The sequence below is a fragment of the Flavobacterium aeripolare genome, from assembly GCF_013294025.1.
Taxonomy (GTDB): Bacteria; Bacteroidota; Bacteroidia; order Flavobacteriales; family Flavobacteriaceae; genus Flavobacterium.
The window spans coordinates 322,441-339,543 of the sequence record NZ_JABSNL010000002.1 but is presented as its reverse complement, the minus strand read 5'-3'; the positions used below and the strand labels follow the sequence as shown (position 1 = coordinate 339,543).

General features: G+C 34.6%; 16 protein-coding genes. 5 read left to right on the top strand and 11 right to left on the bottom strand.

The window, feature by feature from the left end; translation table 11 throughout:
- The first annotated feature begins 144 nt into the window (after window positions 1–144).
- The 5 genes from folE to HNQ00_RS03880 all read left to right on the top strand — a co-directional run bounded on the left by folE (window position 145) and on the right by HNQ00_RS03880 (window position 4,997).
- Window positions 145–816, top strand: a complete 672-nt coding sequence (gene folE / locus HNQ00_RS03900; protein ID WP_173837020.1) for a GTP cyclohydrolase I FolE — start codon at window positions 145–147, stop codon at window positions 814–816.
- Between the two features lie 273 nt (window positions 817–1,089).
- Entirely contained in the window at window positions 1,090–2,568 is a 1,479-nt protein-coding gene (cysS, locus tag HNQ00_RS03895; RefSeq protein WP_173837019.1) for a cysteine--tRNA ligase, read from the top strand.
- Between the two features lie 21 nt (window positions 2,569–2,589).
- On the top strand, window positions 2,590–2,832 hold the full coding sequence (gene yidD, locus HNQ00_RS03890; protein ID WP_173837018.1) for a membrane protein insertion efficiency factor YidD: 243 nt from the start codon (window positions 2,590–2,592) through the stop codon (window positions 2,830–2,832).
- A gap of 92 nt (window positions 2,833–2,924) precedes the next feature.
- Window positions 2,925–3,875, top strand: a complete 951-nt coding sequence (lgt, locus tag HNQ00_RS03885) for a prolipoprotein diacylglyceryl transferase (protein ID WP_173837017.1) — start codon at window positions 2,925–2,927, stop codon at window positions 3,873–3,875.
- Window positions 3,876–4,193: 318 nt separating this feature from the next.
- On the top strand, window positions 4,194–4,997 hold the full coding sequence (locus HNQ00_RS03880) for an endonuclease/exonuclease/phosphatase family protein (RefSeq protein WP_173837016.1): 804 nt from the start codon (window positions 4,194–4,196) through the stop codon (window positions 4,995–4,997).
- A gap of 101 nt (window positions 4,998–5,098) precedes the next feature.
- On the opposite strand, the gene HNQ00_RS03875 is transcribed toward HNQ00_RS03880, so the two are convergent.
- The 11 genes from HNQ00_RS03875 to HNQ00_RS03825 form a co-directional block, all read right to left on the bottom strand.
- Entirely contained in the window at window positions 5,099–6,010 is a 912-nt protein-coding gene (locus tag HNQ00_RS03875; protein ID WP_173837015.1) for a glutaminase, read from the bottom strand.
- Window positions 6,011–6,039: 29 nt separating this feature from the next.
- On the bottom strand, window positions 6,040–7,299 hold the full coding sequence (locus HNQ00_RS03870) for an asparagine synthetase B (protein WP_173837014.1): 1,260 nt from the start codon (window positions 7,297–7,299) through the stop codon (window positions 6,040–6,042).
- A gap of 305 nt (window positions 7,300–7,604) precedes the next feature.
- Entirely contained in the window at window positions 7,605–8,258 is a 654-nt protein-coding gene (locus HNQ00_RS03865) for a response regulator transcription factor (protein ID WP_173837013.1), read from the bottom strand.
- Between the two features lie 3 nt (window positions 8,259–8,261).
- Entirely contained in the window at window positions 8,262–9,053 is a 792-nt protein-coding gene (locus tag HNQ00_RS03860; RefSeq protein WP_173837012.1) for a sensor histidine kinase, read from the bottom strand.
- Entirely contained in the window at window positions 9,050–9,688 is a 639-nt protein-coding gene (locus HNQ00_RS03855) for a hypothetical protein (protein WP_254598434.1), read from the bottom strand. Before HNQ00_RS03855 ends, HNQ00_RS03860 begins: the two co-directional genes overlap by 4 nt.
- 8 nt (window positions 9,689–9,696) lie before the next feature.
- Window positions 9,697–10,071: a hypothetical protein gene (locus HNQ00_RS03850; RefSeq protein WP_173837011.1), complete on the bottom strand. Its 375-nt coding sequence runs from the start codon at window positions 10,069–10,071 to the stop codon at window positions 9,697–9,699.
- A 150-nt stretch (window positions 10,072–10,221) separates the two neighbouring features.
- Entirely contained in the window at window positions 10,222–11,763 is a 1,542-nt protein-coding gene (gene dnaB, locus HNQ00_RS03845) for a replicative DNA helicase (RefSeq protein ID WP_173837010.1), read from the bottom strand.
- A gap of 141 nt (window positions 11,764–11,904) precedes the next feature.
- Complete coding sequence (locus HNQ00_RS03840; RefSeq protein ID WP_173837009.1) at window positions 11,905–12,858, bottom strand: acetyl-CoA carboxylase carboxyltransferase subunit alpha; 954 nt, start codon at window positions 12,856–12,858, stop codon at window positions 11,905–11,907.
- A 182-nt stretch (window positions 12,859–13,040) separates the two neighbouring features.
- Window positions 13,041–14,975 (bottom strand): LTA synthase family protein, encoded by a 1,935-nt coding sequence (locus HNQ00_RS03835; RefSeq protein ID WP_173837008.1) that lies wholly within the window; start codon window positions 14,973–14,975, stop codon window positions 13,041–13,043.
- A 44-nt stretch (window positions 14,976–15,019) separates the two neighbouring features.
- On the bottom strand, window positions 15,020–15,943 hold the full coding sequence (locus HNQ00_RS03830; protein WP_173837007.1) for a DMT family transporter: 924 nt from the start codon (window positions 15,941–15,943) through the stop codon (window positions 15,020–15,022).
- Window positions 15,930–17,063, bottom strand: a complete 1,134-nt coding sequence (locus HNQ00_RS03825) for an LptF/LptG family permease (protein ID WP_173837006.1) — start codon at window positions 17,061–17,063, stop codon at window positions 15,930–15,932. Before HNQ00_RS03825 ends, HNQ00_RS03830 begins: the two co-directional genes overlap by 14 nt.
- Between the last annotated feature and the right edge of the window lie 40 nt (window positions 17,064–17,103).

The following is a 17,103-nucleotide window of genomic DNA, read 5'->3' as shown; positions in this document are numbered from 1 at the left end:
TTTTCTATGTTTTTAAGCTTGTTGTTGCCCCAATTCAACGGCAATAAAAAGACCTTATTAATTAATAAAACCTTTACAAATTGTTTGGTTTTTATTAATTATCTTTACGCCTTAAAAATATCCACACAATAATAGTAGCTTTTAATGATAAATAATGACGAATTACATGATGAAATAGGTGATAACCATATCGCTTCATGTGCAACAAATCCAGTAAGAGACGACGCATTTGACATTACTGATGATGAAAAAATTGAAAAAATAAAAAAAGACGTTGAAAGCATTCTATTGACTTTAGGTATGGACCTGACAGATGATAGCATGAAAGGAACACCTAATCGTGTTGCTAAGATGTTTGTAAAAGAAATATTTGGCGGTTTAAATCCTGATAAAAAACCAAAGGCTTCTACTTTTGAAAATAATTATAAGTATGGAGAGATGTTAGTCGAAAAAAACATCACCTTGTACTCTACTTGTGAGCACCATTTACTACCTATTATAGGAAGAGCACACGTGGCTTACATTTCTAGCGGAAGAGTTATTGGTTTATCTAAGATGAATCGTATTGTAGAATATTACGCAAAGAGACCACAAGTTCAGGAGCGTTTAACAATGCAAATTGTTCAAGAGTTACAAAGAGCTTTAGGTACTGATGATGTTGCTTGCGTAATTGATGCAAAACACCTTTGTGTAAATTCTAGAGGAATCAACGATATTGAAAGCAGCACCGTAACATCTGAATTTGGAGGAAAGTTTAAGGAACCGCAAGCTAGAAGAGAATTTTTAGACTATATCAAACTAGATACAAAGTTCTAAATAGCTATTTAATTGTCAATTTGTTTACTTGGTTAAGGCAAATCTCTGCCACGTTTTTTCGTTTAAATAACTTAATTTTCGTGCCATTCGAGAGCATTAGTTTTAGCAAGAATCAAATTGACAATTAGGTTTAAGTAGAGTCAAATCCACACTATAACTTCATAATGATTAGGAAGTTTATCATCAACTGCAATAAATGATACTATCGTTTATTTATTTAGTAGTAAAGTAACTAAACAGATAAACAATTCAAATAATTAAACGAATAAATACATGCCTTTATATACAAGTCAAACACTAAAAATATACAACTCTCTTTCGGGAGAAAAAGAAACATTTGTGCCCATCAACGAAGGAAACATTGGTATGTATGTTTGCGGACCTACCGTTTATAGCAATGTACACTTAGGTAATGTGCGTACTTTTATGTCGTTTGACGTTATATTTAGATACTTATTACATTTAGAATATAAAGTACGTTATGTTAGGAACATTACAGACGTTGGTCATATTGTAGATGATCAAGAAGACGGTGAGGATAAAATTGCAAAAAAAGCAAGGTTAGAACAATTAGAGCCAATGGAAGTAGTACAACGCTACACTATTGATTTTCATGACATTCTAAAAGCTTTTAATTTTTTACCACCAAGTATTGAACCAACAGCTACTGGACATATTATCGAACAGATTGAAATTATCAAGAAAATAGTAGATTCAGGGATTGGATATGAAGCAAATGGATCAGTTTATTTTGATGTTGTTAAATTCAATAAGACTAATCACTACGGACGTTTAAGTGGTCGTAACATCGAAGACATGCTAGCCAATACGCGTGATCTAGACGGACAATCTGACAAGAGAAACCCGCAGGATTTTGCGCTATGGAAAAAAGCCGAACCGCAACACATTATGCGCTGGCCGTCACCATGGAGCGATGGTTTTCCTGGATGGCACCTTGAATGTACTGCAATGAGTACAAAATATTTAGGGAATCACTTTGATATTCATGGAGGCGGAATGGATTTAAAATTTCCTCATCATGAATGCGAAATTGCTCAAAACGAAGCTTGTACAGGTCAAACTCCAGTAAATTACTGGATGCATGCTAATATGCTTACCTTAAACGGTAAGAAAATGGCAAAATCTACTGGTAATAATATCTTACCAAGAGAAATCTTAACAGGAGAAAATGCAATTTTAAGCAAAGCATTTTCTGCATCTGTGGCTCGTTTCTTTATGCTACAAGCACATTATAGAAGCATACTAGATTTTTCTGATGATGCAATCGTTGCCGCAGAAAAAGGGTACAAACGATTAATGGAGGCGCTTGATACAATGAAGTCATTGCCTAGTAGCGCTACAAGCTCGCTAGCAATCGAGGAATGGAAACAAAGCTGCTACGATGCCATGAACGATGATTTTAACTCGCCTATTTTAATTGCTAATCTATTTGAAGGTGTTCGTTTTATCAATCTAATCAATGATAAAAAAGAAACAGTGACCGCAGCTGATCTTGTAACATTAACTACGGCAATGCAAGCATTTGTATTTGACGTATTAGGATTAGAAGATGAAAAAGTTGCCGATAGTAATACTGACAAGCTAGAGGGAACTGTCAATATGTTAATTGCAATGCGCAATCAAGCTAGAGCAGATAAAAACTTTGCCCTGTCTGACCAAATTAGAGACCAATTAATTGTATTAGGAATTCAACTAAAAGACGGCAAAGAAGGTACTACGTTTTCGGTATAACGATTATTGAATTTAAAAAAAATGCTGAAAAAAATTCTCATTTTTCCATTCTTAGTGATCGTGCGCTTTTATCAGCTTGTCATATCACCATTAACGCCTGCTTCCTGTAGATTTGAGCCTACTTGCTCGACCTATATGATACAAGCATTGAAGGAACATGGATTATTTTATGGCGGCTATTTAGGGTTAAAAAGGATTGTAAGTTGTAACCCTTGGGGAAGAACTGGATATGATCCCGTACCTAAAAAAAATTGCAATCATTAGCATTGTCGTTTTATATGAAGCACTTAACTTTTTATAGTACTAAGACTTCAAAATGGATTCAAAAAATGTATTTTTACAAAAATTAAAAAATAATGACACACGCTTTAAATATTGTTTGGAATCCAATGGAGGGAATTGATTTAGGTTTCTTCGTGATTCGTTTTTACAGTCTCATGTTCGTAATTGCTTTTGGACTAGGCTGGTATATCATGAAAAACATCTTTGAACGTGAGGGTGAGTCAATAGAAAAATTAGATTCGTTATTTATATGGACTGTTCTTGCTACTTTAATAGGAGCTCGATTAGGACACGTGCTTTTCTACGATTGGGAATATTTTAGAAATCACTTAGTCGAAATCTTTTTACCCATTAGAGAAAATGTAAACGCTACATTATTTGGTTTCATCGATGGCTGGGAGTTCACCGGTTTTCAAGGTTTAGCGAGTCATGGAGCGGCGATATCAATTATATTAGCGATGTATTACTTTAGTAAAAAAGTATTACACAAACCGCTATTGTGGATTTTAGATAGAGTAGTAATCCCTGTAGCAAGTGGTGCAATATTTGTTCGTTTAGGAAACTTCTTTAACTCTGAAATAATCGGTAAAGAAACAACTTCTTCTTTTGGGATTAAGTTTTTACGTGAACAGTTTTCACCATTAGAAGCAATGAAACTAACACAAATTTCAGACTATAATGCGGCTTACGCTGCTATTGCGCACGACCCGAAATTTTCAGCAATTTTAGCTCAAGTACCCGTAAGGCATCCAGCACAATTATACGAAGCATTCTGCTATATTTTCGTTTTTGCGACTTTGTTCTTTTTATACTGGAAAACTGATGCTAGATTAAAATCTGGTTACTTATTTGGATTGTTCCTTACATTACTATTCACAGTTAGAATCGTTGTTGAATCAGTAAAAGAAAGTCAAGGTGGCTTTGAAAGCGACTTAGGAAACATCCTTTCTACAGGACAGTGGTTGAGTATTCCTTTCATAGTAATTGGACTTTACTTTGTGTTTTCGGCAAAAAAGAAAGCATAATTAGCATACAAAACCAAAAATCATAAAGGACGATAAGCATTTACTTATCGTCCTTTTTATTTAAGTGAATATAATCCTTCGATAATTAAAACACTTTTATTGAGCCCGTAAATAGTTGAAACAACTGTTAACTAGCTTAGCTATTATTATCGAAATCAAATCAAAGAGCAACATTCTAGCTAGCTCAAAAAACAGAAATGATTTCAGATTGCAGTACTCTAGTAACGACCTGTTTTTATTCTAATAATTAGCTGAATTTTCTCTTTCTAAAACTTGCTAAAATTCTATTACATTCTTTTTAGAACTTATAATCATCCAATGAACAAACTATTAATCGTATTAACATTACTCTCATTTAGCGGTTTATTTGCTCAAGTGAAATTGCTTTCTTGGAACATTGAAAATTTGGGTAAATCTAAATCTGATGCTGAAATAACGTATATCGCTGAAACAATTCGCAACTATGATGTAGTAGCAATTCAAGAAGTGGTAGCTGGTTACGGTGGTGCGCAAGCAGTTGCTAGATTAGCAGCAGCTTTAAATAGAAAAGGTACCCAATGGCAGTACGACATAAGCACTCCTACTGTGAGCAGTGCTTATAAAACAGAACGATATGCTTTTTTATGGAAACCGAGTGCAGTTAAAAAAATAGGGAAGTCTTGGTTAGAAATTAAATATCAAAACCAAATTGACCGCGAACCTTATTTTGCCACGTTTAGTTATCAAGGAAAATACTTTACAGTTGTCAACTTTCATGCTATTACAAAAAGCAAGCAACCCGAAACAGAAATAAAATATTTTAAGTTTTTACCACAAGAGTATCCAACATTAAATCTGCTATTTGTAGGGGATTTCAACTGCCCGCAGTCGCACAGTGTTTTCAATCCGTTGAAAAAAATGAACTACAAACCTATTTTTACCAATCAAAAAACATCATTAAAGCACCGCTGCATTAATAAAGACTGTTTAGCATCTGAGTTTGATAACATATTTTACAACTACAATCGAGTACAGCAAATTCAAGCAGGAGTTCTACCCTTTTATACCGATTTTAATTCGCTACAGCTTGCCCGTCAAATATCTGATCATACTCCTATCTGGCTATCTTTTAAACTACTTTAATGATTTTTTAATTATTTACACCACCTAAAACTGCCTGACGTTATATCTTATTAATTTTTAAATACAAATCAATAGGATGCCTTTTCTACAGGAGTTAATAACTAGAATATCGACATTTCGGTTTTTGTGGTTAGTAATTCTAAAGCTTGCATTCCTAGTTCTGAATTCCCCTTTTTATTTAGTTTGGGAGACCAAGTAGCCACCACAAAATTCTTAGGGTACAAAGCTACAATTCCGCCTCCAATTCCGCTTTTGCCCGGTAATCCTACCTTATAAGTAAATTCTCCCGACTCATCATAAAATCCACAAGTCTGCATAATAGCATTTAGTCTTTTTACTTGGCTGGTTGTCAAAATTGTTTGTCCTTCTCTAGTTTTACCTTCATTTGCAAAAAAGAAAAAAGCTGCCGCTAGTTCACTACAATTCATTTCAATCGAACACTGATGAAAGTAAAAATCTAGCACTTCGTCGACGTCATTTTCTATATTTCCAAAAGATTTTAAAAAATTAGCCAAAGCTGCATTTCTAAAACGAGTATCCTTTTCTGATTGCGCAACTGCAAGATTGAAAGTAATGTCTGGATTACCAGAAATCATGCGTATGAACTTTAAGAAATCTTCTTTGGGATTATCCAAGCAAGATACTAGCATGTCAGCAATCACAATAGCACCTGAATTAATAAATGGATTGCGAGGAATCCCTTTTTCGTATTCTAACTGTATCAATGAATTAAAAGCTGTTCCTGACGGCTCTACGCCTACTCGTTTCCATATCTTTTCGCCACCATGAGAAAAAGCGAGCGCTACTGTCAAAGCCTTTGAAATACTCTGAATCGAAAATCGATCTTGGCTATCACCTACTCCGTAGTTTGCTCCATCGATTGTAGTGAGATGCATACCAAATTTAGTAGGATCAACCTTTGCAAGTTCTGGGATTGTATTTGTGACAGCACCTGTAGAAACATAATCTTTTAGTTCGGTGGTAATGTCTCTTAATATATTTACGTAGTCCATTATCTAAAATTAGTTAAAGCATGAAAGCGCTATGTTTTTTGTTTCTTTTTTCGTGCGGCTGGAAAAAGCACATTATTCAATATCAAACGATACCCTGGTGAATTAGCATGTAGATCTAGTACGGTAGGTGAATCACCTACTCGATGCTGAAAATCTTCCGGGTCATGACCACCATAGAAAGTGAACATTCCTTTGCCTTTTTCACCATGAATATAGCGAGCCTCGCCGTTAAGTTCACACTTACCCATTACAAGTACATTCGACTTAATTCGATCTGGATTATACGCTGTGGTTTGCCCCATGAAACCTTTTACTAATTGGGTATGATTTTGACAAAGCATGCTTGAAATAGGATCCCATTTTGCTGAATATTCCATTAAGGTAAAATAATCTTTATCTGGGGTTACTAGCCTACTATCAGTATCATCAATATCTGAAAATTCATATTTTTCAGGGCGACGTTCGAGAATAAAATCTTTGAAAGCAAAGGAGTTATTGTAATCTAATTTAGATTGATAGTTAGGATCACTGCCATCACCATCAAACATAGGTTCGCAGATGTCTACTCCATCAGCCGCTAAGGATATATCAAAACTATCAGTAGCCGAACACATTGCAAACATAAAGCCTCCACCTATAACAAAATCTCTAATCTTTTTTGCAACTGCTGTTTTTTCTTCAGACACTTTACTGTAACCTAATTTTTGAGCAAGAGCTTCACTTTCTTTTTTTTGCTCTACATACCAAGGCGTATTGCGATAGGCACCAAAAAACTTACCATATTGTCCTGTAAAATCCTCATGATGCAAGTGTAACCAATCGTATAGTACCAATTGATCACTAAGAACCTCTTCATCATAAATAGCGGTAAAAGGTATCTCTGCGTACGTTAAAACTAGTGTAACTGCATCATCCCATGGTTTCTTTCCTTTTGGGGTGTAGACTGCTATTTTAGGTACGCGCTCTAGTAAAACAGTCTCCATATTTTGTGATGGACTCGCTATTTCATTGCTAATTTTCTCTTGCTCCGCGTCAGAGAGGATTTCGAAACTAACCCCTCTTATTTGGCATTCTTTCCTAATTTCGCTAGCATCAGGTAGCAAAAACGAACCGCCACGATAATTGAGTAACCAGCTTGCTTTGTAATTTTTAGACAAACTCCAAAAAGTTATCCCGTACGCCTTTAAATGATTTTTTTGAGAGCTTTCATCCATAGGTAGTAAAATGTAAGATGCGCGCACTGAAAAAGAAAATAGTATCAATAATAAAATCGTTAATCGTGTCTTCATTGTCGTCATTTGTTTAATATAGAGAAAGATACTAATTAAGCTACTCTCCCATTTGTTTAGCACGTATTATTTTGCAAACTATTAGAAAAATTAAATCACAATAGGGTATAAATACGCTTACACTATAGCAAGGGAAGCAGTAGATTTGAATATTACTAAAGTAGACCAAGGGCAAATGGAAAATTACAGAAATAATTTAGAAAATAAATATGTAAAATTATTTAAGAAGGGAGCTGTATGCCTTCTCGTTATTTGTATTATAACGTACTTTGCACTTGCAATTCACTTCATGTTAAGTTAAACCACTAAATAAGCACCACCTTATTTTGAATTGCATATACCACTAATCCTGCAATATTCTTAGAGGCTGTTTTCAATAATAAATTGTTACGGTGCCCCTCAACTGTGCGCGGACTTAAAAAAAGTAGATCAGCAATTTCGGAAGTAGTTTTTTGATCACAAATCAATTGTAGGATTTCACTTTCTCTTGTAGTCAGGTTGATTTCTAATGATTTTATATTAAGATTCTTATTAACCGTATCTTTAATAATTTCCATTACATAGCTGTTGTAGTAAAAACCCACGTGATATACTTCTCTGATCGTTTTTAAAAGTTCCTGTGGCGTGGCGTTTTTAATGAGATAAGAAACTGCGCCTACATCAATCATATTAGCCACAAAAGACTTACTATCGTAACTAGACAATGCGACAATCTTTATGTTAGGAAAGTGAGTATGAATATATTTTGTTGCCTCAACACCATTAAGATGTGGCATTTTTAAATCAGTAATAATCACATCAGGGTGCGTATCGTTATTTTCTAAAAACGATATAAGCTCGACTCCATCTGCTGCTTCATGTAAAATCGCAATATCTTCCTCTCGCTCTAAAATGAAACGAACCCCTTTTCTAAACAAGATTTCATCATCAACTAAAAGTACTTTTATAGTCTCTGCCATATTTTAATATTTAAAAATAACCTGAACTCCTTTTTTTTGTTCAGAGTGAATTGTAATCACTCCTTTTAAAAAACCTATCCTACTAGATATATTCTTCATTCCTAGGCCGTGCTGGTTTCGTATATCTAAAGCATCAAAACCACAACCATCGTCACTGTAGTTACAAACATTTAGTGTTCCTTCACGATCAAAGACGATTTTAATATGAGTCGCTGATCCGTGACGTATAGAATTATTAATCAATTCCTGCAAAACTCTAAAAACGTGCAAGTGTTTGTCTTTATCAGCAGCATCAAACTCAATATTATTTTCATACAATACTGTTACTTGTTTACTACTATTAAAATCCGCACACAGCTCTTCTATACCCGCATGCAAACCAAATTTATCTAATACTGCAGGCAGTAAATCGTGTGCAATCCTTCTCGTGCTTTCAAGCGCCTTTGCAGTCAAATTTACAATATTTGCAGTGATTTCTGTTGTTTCTGAGGCAGTTAAATTAGGACTATTTAGTAAATGGCTATTTAAAGAGACCACATTAAGCTTAGCACTAATATCATCATGTAAATCTTGTGCAATTCGTTTGCGTTCTTCTTCTTGCGTAACAATTACTGCATAGAGCTGTTGCTGCTGAAAATGCAGTTCTAAATCCTTTTTTTCTAGTTCATTTTTAATAATTCTTTTTCTCGAATAGTAAAAGAAAATGATCAACCCTACTGATAGAATTACAAAAAAGAGCGAAGTGTATAAAATTGCGGCTACAATTTCGGTTTCATAAGCGTGACTTACTTTCATGATAGACTGTTATTTTTTTTATTGTAAAAACTGACCTTCCATTCGAATAGAATAAAAAGATGATAGATCACAACCATACAAGCATTTAAGGTCCAAGGTAAGAGTTGGTATTCCTTACTTAAAAAAACAGTAAGATTACCCACAATAAACAACACGGTGCTACTGAACAAATAGAACAAGATACCAATGGTACAGTAATAGTACTTTTTATCTGTGGTGAGCATATTGAATAAATGCATGGCTGCCAATACAATTGTTAGAAATGCCGTTACGAAGATTTCGAATAAATTAAATCTAAACCATACGTCAGGCTGGATTGCATATTGAATAGCAAGTACAGCCAACCCCAAATACAGTAAATAGTTGGCTATTTTTTGTTGCGACCTTGACGGAAATAAACTTTTGAAAAATAAGCTCAATGCAACAAACTGCCCAACGAAATAAAAATGGGATAAAAATAAATTAGTCAAATTTATTTCAACTAAAACTTTTGAAATAATTTGGATTACAGCAGTACCTAATAAGTAAATCGTAAACAGCTTATAGGATTTGTCACCATGGACATACCCTTTACTATAAACTACAATGTTGATAAACAATAATAGGTAACCAAAATCAATGATGTAAAAATGCAAGGCGATACTTAGTTTAAGGGACTTTTATTATCTCCTTTACCTGGAGGATTAGGTTCTGAAAAATCAAAAACTATATCTGAATTTTCACCCTCAACACAGCTTTCATCGGTACCAAAGACATCTCTGTAAATAGCTGTTTTTTCTTCTAATTCAGCACCCACGAAAATTAAGGTATTTTCTTTTTTGTCGTTGACGCCAACATATACTCGCACCTTTGAAGTGTTTAATTGCAATACCTTTTCTAATGTCTCTCGATTTACTAGGTACGAATTAACTTTTTTATTTGGGCGATTACTACTTACATCATCTCGATAATTTTTTGTCCATACCTCAGCGGTTGTCAAAGGGACAGAAACATTCTTAGGTTTTTTTTCTTCAGCCATTACGTGGTTAATTTAACTGGTTAGAATACGTGTATAATTTGTTCCGCTAAGCTACAAATTTTTAAGGCTACTACCAGACGTATAAGTAGTAAACAATTGACCATTTACATATCTTCAAAAAAAAAGCCTGCATAAGCAGGCTAAATATTGTTAAAAAGGCATTTCGTCATCATCATCGTCATTCAGATTACTACCAAATGCTTCATTTGCAGAAGGAAGATTTTTAGTAATGAACGAATTGTCATCCTGATTCATCGAAGAAGGCAAATCATCGTAGCCTCCTGTAAAGTCCTCTAAGTTGTCAAATTTACCAAGATGTCCTATAAATTTAAGTCTCACGTTTTCAATACTACCATTACGGTGTTTTGCAATCATGATTTCAGCTTGACCTGCTGTAGGTGATGCTTCATCATCATCCCATTCATCAATTTTATAGTATTCTGGACGGTATAAGAACGATACAATATCGGCATCTTGCTCAATTGCTCCAGATTCACGAAGGTCAGACAGCAAAGGTCGTTTACTAGATCCACGCGTTTCTACAGCACGTGATAATTGTGAAAGTGCAATTACAGGCACATTCAATTCCTTAGCTAGCGCCTTTAAATTTCGAGAAATCGTCGAAATCTCTTGCTCACGGTTTCCGCCACCTTTTCCATTTCCTCCAGCTGTCATCAATTGCAAGTAATCTACAATGATAATCCTGATTCCGTGTTGTGATACTAAACGTCTCGCTTTTGCTCTTAAATCAAAAATGGACAACGAGGGTGTATCATCTATAAATAATGGTGCTTTTTCTAAGTTCTTAACTTTAGTACTTAGTTGCTCCCATTCGTGTTTTTCTAATTTTCCTGTACGTAATTTTTCTGAAGATAGTCCAGTCTCAGATGAAATCAAACGCGTAATTAACTGCACCGATGCCATCTCTAGAGAGAATAATGCTACTGGCATCCCAAAATCAATTGCCATATTACGTGCCATCGATAGTACGAAGGCCGTTTTTCCCATCGCTGGCCTTGCCGCGATAATAATTAAATCACTTGGCTGCCATCCGGAAGTAATTTTATCCAGTTTCTCAAAACCAGTCGCTACACCACTCAACCCTTCTTGACCAGCAATTTCTTCAATACGTTTCTTTGCTTGCAATACTAAACTTTGTGCCGTTTCAGAACTACGCTTGATGTTTCCCTGTGTAACTTCATATAACTTCGATTCAGCCTTGTCTAGTAAATCAAATACATCGGCAGAATCATCATAAGAATCTTCGATAATTTCAGATGAAATACGAATCAAACTACGCTGAATAAATTTTTGTAGAATAATACGAGAGTGAAATTCAATGTGAGCCGAAGATGAGATCTTTTGCGTAAGCTGAATCAGGTAAAAATCACCCCCAGCCAAATCTAATTTTCCATTTTTCTTTAACTGTGCAGATACGGTAAGTAAATCAATAGGTTGCGTCTCTGTAAACAGTTGCACAATTGCTTCAAAAATATGCTTATGTGCATCTTTATAAAAAGCGTCAGGCTGTAAGATATCAATGACATCATCCACCCCTTTTTTATCAATCATCATTGCTCCAAGAACTGCTTCTTCAAGCTCTAACACTTGTGGTGGCAATTTTCCTTTTTCTAGGCTGATTATTGTTGTTTTATCGACCTTTACAGGATTTATATTTTTGAAGTTTTCCATGTTGCGAAAGTACTATAAATTTAAAAAATATTACTCTTGAGTTATCACAAAAAATTGTTTATAAAGCGCTGTTTTTTGTTAACAACCCAAAAAAAAATCCGAAACTGTTAGGTTTCGGATCTATTTGTAATTAATAAGAATTTACTCTTTAAACTCACCCATTTTACTGTATTTGTCCATTCTTTGAGCGATTAACTTCTCTGTTGATAAGTCTTTCAATTCTTTGTATCCTTTTAATATATATTCCTCTACAGACTTAAAAGTAGTCTCTCTATCGTAGTGCGCTCCACCTAATGGCTCAGGAATAATATCATCAATTAATTTTTGTCGTTTCATGTCTGAAGAAGTCAATTTCAACGCTTCTGCAGCCTGTTCTTTGTACTCCCAGCTTTTCCACAATATTGACGAACATGATTCTGGAGAAATTACAGAGTACCACGTATTTTCTAACATGTAAACGCGATCTCCTACACCTATTCCTAATGCTCCACCAGATGCACCTTCACCTACAATAATTGTGATGATTGGTACTTTAAGGCGAACCATTTCAAAAATGTTTCTAGCGATAGCTTCCCCTTGTCCACGCTCCTCAGCTTCTAATCCTGGATAGGCTCCCGGAGTATCAATCAAAGTAAGTACAGGAATACCAAACTTCTCTGCCATTTTCATTAAACGCAAAGCTTTACGGTATCCTTCAGGATTTGCCATCCCAAAATTTCTATATTGACGTGTCTTAGTATTGTATCCTTTTTGCTGGCCTACAATCATAAACGATTGCCCACCTATTTTACCCAATCCACCTATCATGGCTTTATCATCGGCAAAACCTCTATCCCCATGCAGTTCTAGAAAAGTATCACCACAAATAGCTTTGATATGATCTAGTGTGTAAGGCCTACTTGGATGTCTTGATAATTGCACACGTTGCCATGCTGTCAAGTTCTTATAAATTTGTTTTTTGGTATCTATAAGCTTCTTGTTGATTTGTTTACAGGTATTAGAAACGTCAACATCTGATTCTTGACCAATAACAAGGCATTTATCTAACTGATCTTCTAGTTCTTTAATTGGAAGCTCAAAATCTAAATATTCCATAGTATTGTGCGTTTTTGTTTTTTATTTGGACTGCAAATATAAAATATTAAATGATTTACAACCCGATATTTTTCATTTTAGTAAAAGGACATAAAGGTACAATCTAAATTGAACTTTGATGTTAAAAGAATTTAAAAAATGCAATGCTTTTAAAATCAACTTAAAAGCAGGAGAACAGCAGGCTATTTTTGACCTTTCATTTTGTATTTTCTCTCCTGATACAAGTAGGAAGCGGCCGTTATATGTCCCAGCGCATCTTTTGCCATTTCAGGATTCAATTTTGTTGGCAATAACACGGTATCATTTTGCATTTTAAATTGCAATGGCTCTTTATTAGGCTGTAAAATCACTACTTCATTTCCTACCCTAAAAGCATTGTTATTATGAAATTGCATGATTGCTCTTCCAGGTGTAGCTGCTGGTAATTTCATTAAATTACGCCCCGGCATAGGGTTTTGCACATCCATACCTATGAAGTTCAATACTGTAGGTGCAATATCAATTTGGCTACACAGTTTAGCATAGTCAATTCCCTTAGGGACATTAGGTCCAATCAACAAAGCAGGAATATGAAATTTATTTATCGGCACTAGATTTTTTCCGTAGGTACGTGTATTGTGATCTGCAATTACTAAGAAAATAGTATTCTTAAAATAAGGCTCTTTCTTTGCCATTTCGAAAAATTTACCAATCGAAAAATCAGCATATTTCATCGCGTTGTTTACCGTATTTTTCTCTTTATCATATAACTTAATTCTACCATCAGGAAACTCAAAGGGTTCATGATTAGAAGTAGAAAACATCAGTGAAAAGAAGGGTTTTGAACCTTTAGACTTAAAATAAGCATTTGCTTTTACAGCAAGATCCTCATCAGAATAGCCCCATGTACCCTTGAATGCCGTTTTGTCATTTTTATAACTACTCTCATCAATAATAGTTTTGAATCCATTCCCATTGAAAAAAGCGGCCATATTATCAAAATTTGCCATTCCTCCATAGATGAAACTAGTATCGTAGCCGTGCTCTTTTAAATTTTGCGCAAGCGTATAAAAACCCGTTTGTGAATTACTCAACTTTACTACACTCTCTGATGGAGACGGTAAAAATCCGGTAATTACTGCTTCAATACCACGCACACTGCGCGTTCCTGTCGCATATAAATTTGTAAACAGTAGTCCTTCCTTAGTTAATTTGTCAAATTCTGGTGTTAAAGGTAAACCACCCAAACTGCCTACATACTCTGCTCCTAAACTTTCTTGAAGAAAAACAACCACGTTATAAGGTCTCTCCAGAATAGTATCGGCTTTTTGAAGGTGATACAATGGCAACTCTGGATCAGTAAAGTCTGTAGCCGCTACGTTCATGTATTTTTTAACACGGTCCAATGCTTCCTGAGGATCCATTTTACCATACATCTTTTCGGCATTTCCTTCATTTTTGATCGAATACAAAGCAAAACCAACAGTGTAAAGCGAATTCAATCCCAAATTATTTGTCAATTGATCTGTAGAAAAAATAGCATTACTCGCATTTATAGGTCGTTTTGAAATTAAACTAGAGCGCGCGCCAAAGAAAAGTAGGAAAGCTATTAAAGGAAACAAAATCAGTTTTGTTTTATACTTAGTATACTGCGGATAGAACAATAACGGTGCTTTCTTAATACTAATGTATAATGCAAGTCCAATTAGTACAAACGAAAAAATCATTGAACTAAGGTAGCTCTTAAACAAAGTACCTAAAACTTCTTTAGGATAGATTAAATAATCAATGAATAATTTATTAGGTCGTGTATCGTATTCATTAATAAAATCGTGACTTGCCAACTCCATAAAGAGTAATAAGAACAAGAAAGTTAAAAAATACCACGCAAAGAATTTCTTCATTTTAAGCAGGTAATCTTGTGGTACCACAGATAATAACAATCCCGGTAAAAAACCAATATAAGAGAGTAAGATTAGGTCCATACGAAGCCCTATTGGAAAAATCATCCAATAATCTTCTGTTTGCACCACTCTATCTTTATAAATTAGAAAAAGGATAAATCGGCTTATTGTTGTAATCAATAAACCCAAGAAGAAAAAATTAATTAAAGGCTTTAAGTAGCTAAGTTTTTTCATTTTTTTATTCGAAAATTAAAAAGGTAGTAGAAATAAATAGGAAACTACAAGATATCTGCAGCTGCTTGTTCTTTAGCGACAGCGGTTTCCTTCGGGGTCATTTTGTGCTTGATTATTCCATTTAAAACAACCGTGATAATGATAATAACAGCACCCACATAAAATGAAAAACTCATTTTTTCTTTTCCGCCAATGATAAAATAAGCAAGTACAATTCCATATACAGGCTCTAAATTTGTAGTCAACATTACGGTATAGGGACTCAGTTTCTCCATTACTTTGACTGATGCTGTAAAGGCATAAGCAGTACAAATCGAAGACAATATTAAAAGCAACACCCAATTGCGCATTGTTAATTCAAAAAAGTCCATTGTGAATTTTTGCTGTATTAGATAGTAAACAGTAATAAAAAATACTCCTGACATGAACTCATAGAAAGAGATTACCGAAGGATCGTGTTTGTGGATTAATTTGCCGTTCATTAAAGTAAACAACACACCTAGAATAATCGAAATAAGTGCAAAGACCATCCCTTCATAATAATTAACCTCAACTTTCATAATCATGGCTAAACCTGCTATGATTACGGCACCAAAAAAGACTTCGTACCACAGTATTTTTCTACCGTAAAACAGCGGCTCTAACAGCGAGGCAAAAAATGCTCCTAGTGAAAATATAGAGAGTGTTATGGAAACATTAGACACTTGAATAGCATGAAAAAACGTGATCCAATGTAATGCGATGAGCAAGCCCACAAAAACCAATTTTAACAAAGCAGTGGTAGGAACTTTAAATGATTTCTTTTTAAAAATGATAAATCCCCCTAAAAAAACTCCTGCTAAAAGCATGCGATACCATACAATAGCATCAGCTTGAACAGTTAGTAAAGCGCCTAGAATGGCGGTAAAACCCCAAATAAAAACTATTAAATGTAGGTTAAGGTAGCTCTTCAGCTTATCGTTTTGCATTGCGTAGTAAAAATATTGCGAGTACACCAAAAAACATATTAGGAAACCAAACAGCTAGAAAAGGTGAAAATGTCGATTTCTCAGCAATGGTTCCAAAGATCTTATCAAAAAACACGTAACCAAAAGCAATCGCGATCCCAATTGTCAAGTTCATTCCCATTCCTCCTCTTCGTTTCATTGCTGAAACTGACACGGCAATAATGGTTAAGATAAATGCCGATATTGGCACACTAAACTTTTTATAAAGCACTACCATATAGACGTTAATATCTGAGGATCCGCGCTTTTTTTGTTTATCAATAAAATCAATTAACTTATTTAAACTAAGGGTTTCTGCAATATACACCACCGGAGTCAAATCTTCAAGATCAAAAGTAAACTTAGATACCTTTTCTGTTTCTTTTTCGATTTTATCGTTGAGCACACCTACCGTTCTTTTACTGTAGTCGTACATGGTATACGTACTATCTTTAGGATTCCACTTAATTCTACTAGCAGTAATTTTAGAAACTAACTTGTCTTTTTCAAAGCGCTCTAGCACAAAGTTAAAGGCAACTTTAGATTCAGTATTAAAACTATTTACATAAATAAACTCGTTAGCATTAATCTGTCTGTAAACATCGGTATTGTTGCCCATCATGGCTTGCTTTCCACCACCTTTTAAATAGGTATACCTGAAATAATTAAATCCTTCACTGGATTTTGGGACCACATAAAACCCCATAATTAAAACAAATACAGATATAATGGAGGCCCCAATAATATAGGGCCTTAAAAAACGTGTGAATGAGATACCCGAACTCAATATTGCAATAATCTCTGTATTGTTAGCCAGTTTTGATGTAAACCAAATAATGGATAAAAACAGAAATATAGGAAACAGCGAATTAGCAAAATAAATAGTAAAATGGTAATAGTAAATTGCGATTTCGATAAAAGGTATGTCATTAGCGATCATTTTATTGATCTTCTCTGACACATCTATAATAATCCCAATAGGAATAAACATTAACAGCATAGCCGCAAATGTAGCCAAGTAACGCTTCAAGATATATAAATCTATAATCGTCAAGCCTAAAAATCCCCTACTGGGCAATTTGCTATTTGTTTTTTTTGTCATATTACAGTTTTACCAGTCTACTATTCCATCAATGAACTAG

Coding starts and splice junctions, on each gene's coding strand:
- folE (WP_173837020.1), top strand. CDS start 145: ATGATAAATAATGACGAATTACATGATGAAATAGGTGATAACCATATC.
- cysS (WP_173837019.1), top strand. CDS start 1,090: ATGCCTTTATATACAAGTCAAACACTAAAAATATACAACTCTCTTTCG.
- yidD (WP_173837018.1), top strand. CDS start 2,590: ATGCTGAAAAAAATTCTCATTTTTCCATTCTTAGTGATCGTGCGCTTT.
- lgt (WP_173837017.1), top strand. CDS start 2,925: ATGACACACGCTTTAAATATTGTTTGGAATCCAATGGAGGGAATTGAT.
- HNQ00_RS03880 (WP_173837016.1), top strand. CDS start 4,194: ATGAACAAACTATTAATCGTATTAACATTACTCTCATTTAGCGGTTTA.
- HNQ00_RS03875 (WP_173837015.1), bottom strand. CDS start 6,010: ATGGACTACGTAAATATATTAAGAGACATTACCACCGAACTAAAAGAT.
- HNQ00_RS03870 (WP_173837014.1), bottom strand. CDS start 7,299: ATGAAGACACGATTAACGATTTTATTATTGATACTATTTTCTTTTTCA.
- HNQ00_RS03865 (WP_173837013.1), bottom strand. CDS start 8,258: ATGGCAGAGACTATAAAAGTACTTTTAGTTGATGATGAAATCTTGTTT.
- HNQ00_RS03860 (WP_173837012.1), bottom strand. CDS start 9,053: ATGAAAGTAAGTCACGCTTATGAAACCGAAATTGTAGCCGCAATTTTA.
- HNQ00_RS03850 (WP_173837011.1), bottom strand. CDS start 10,071: ATGGCTGAAGAAAAAAAACCTAAGAATGTTTCTGTCCCTTTGACAACC.
- dnaB (WP_173837010.1), bottom strand. CDS start 11,763: ATGGAAAACTTCAAAAATATAAATCCTGTAAAGGTCGATAAAACAACA.
- HNQ00_RS03840 (WP_173837009.1), bottom strand. CDS start 12,858: ATGGAATATTTAGATTTTGAGCTTCCAATTAAAGAACTAGAAGATCAG.
- HNQ00_RS03835 (WP_173837008.1), bottom strand. CDS start 14,975: ATGAAAAAACTTAGCTACTTAAAGCCTTTAATTAATTTTTTCTTCTTG.
- HNQ00_RS03830 (WP_173837007.1), bottom strand. CDS start 15,943: ATGCAAAACGATAAGCTGAAGAGCTACCTTAACCTACATTTAATAGTT.
- HNQ00_RS03825 (WP_173837006.1), bottom strand. CDS start 17,063: ATGACAAAAAAAACAAATAGCAAATTGCCCAGTAGGGGATTTTTAGGC.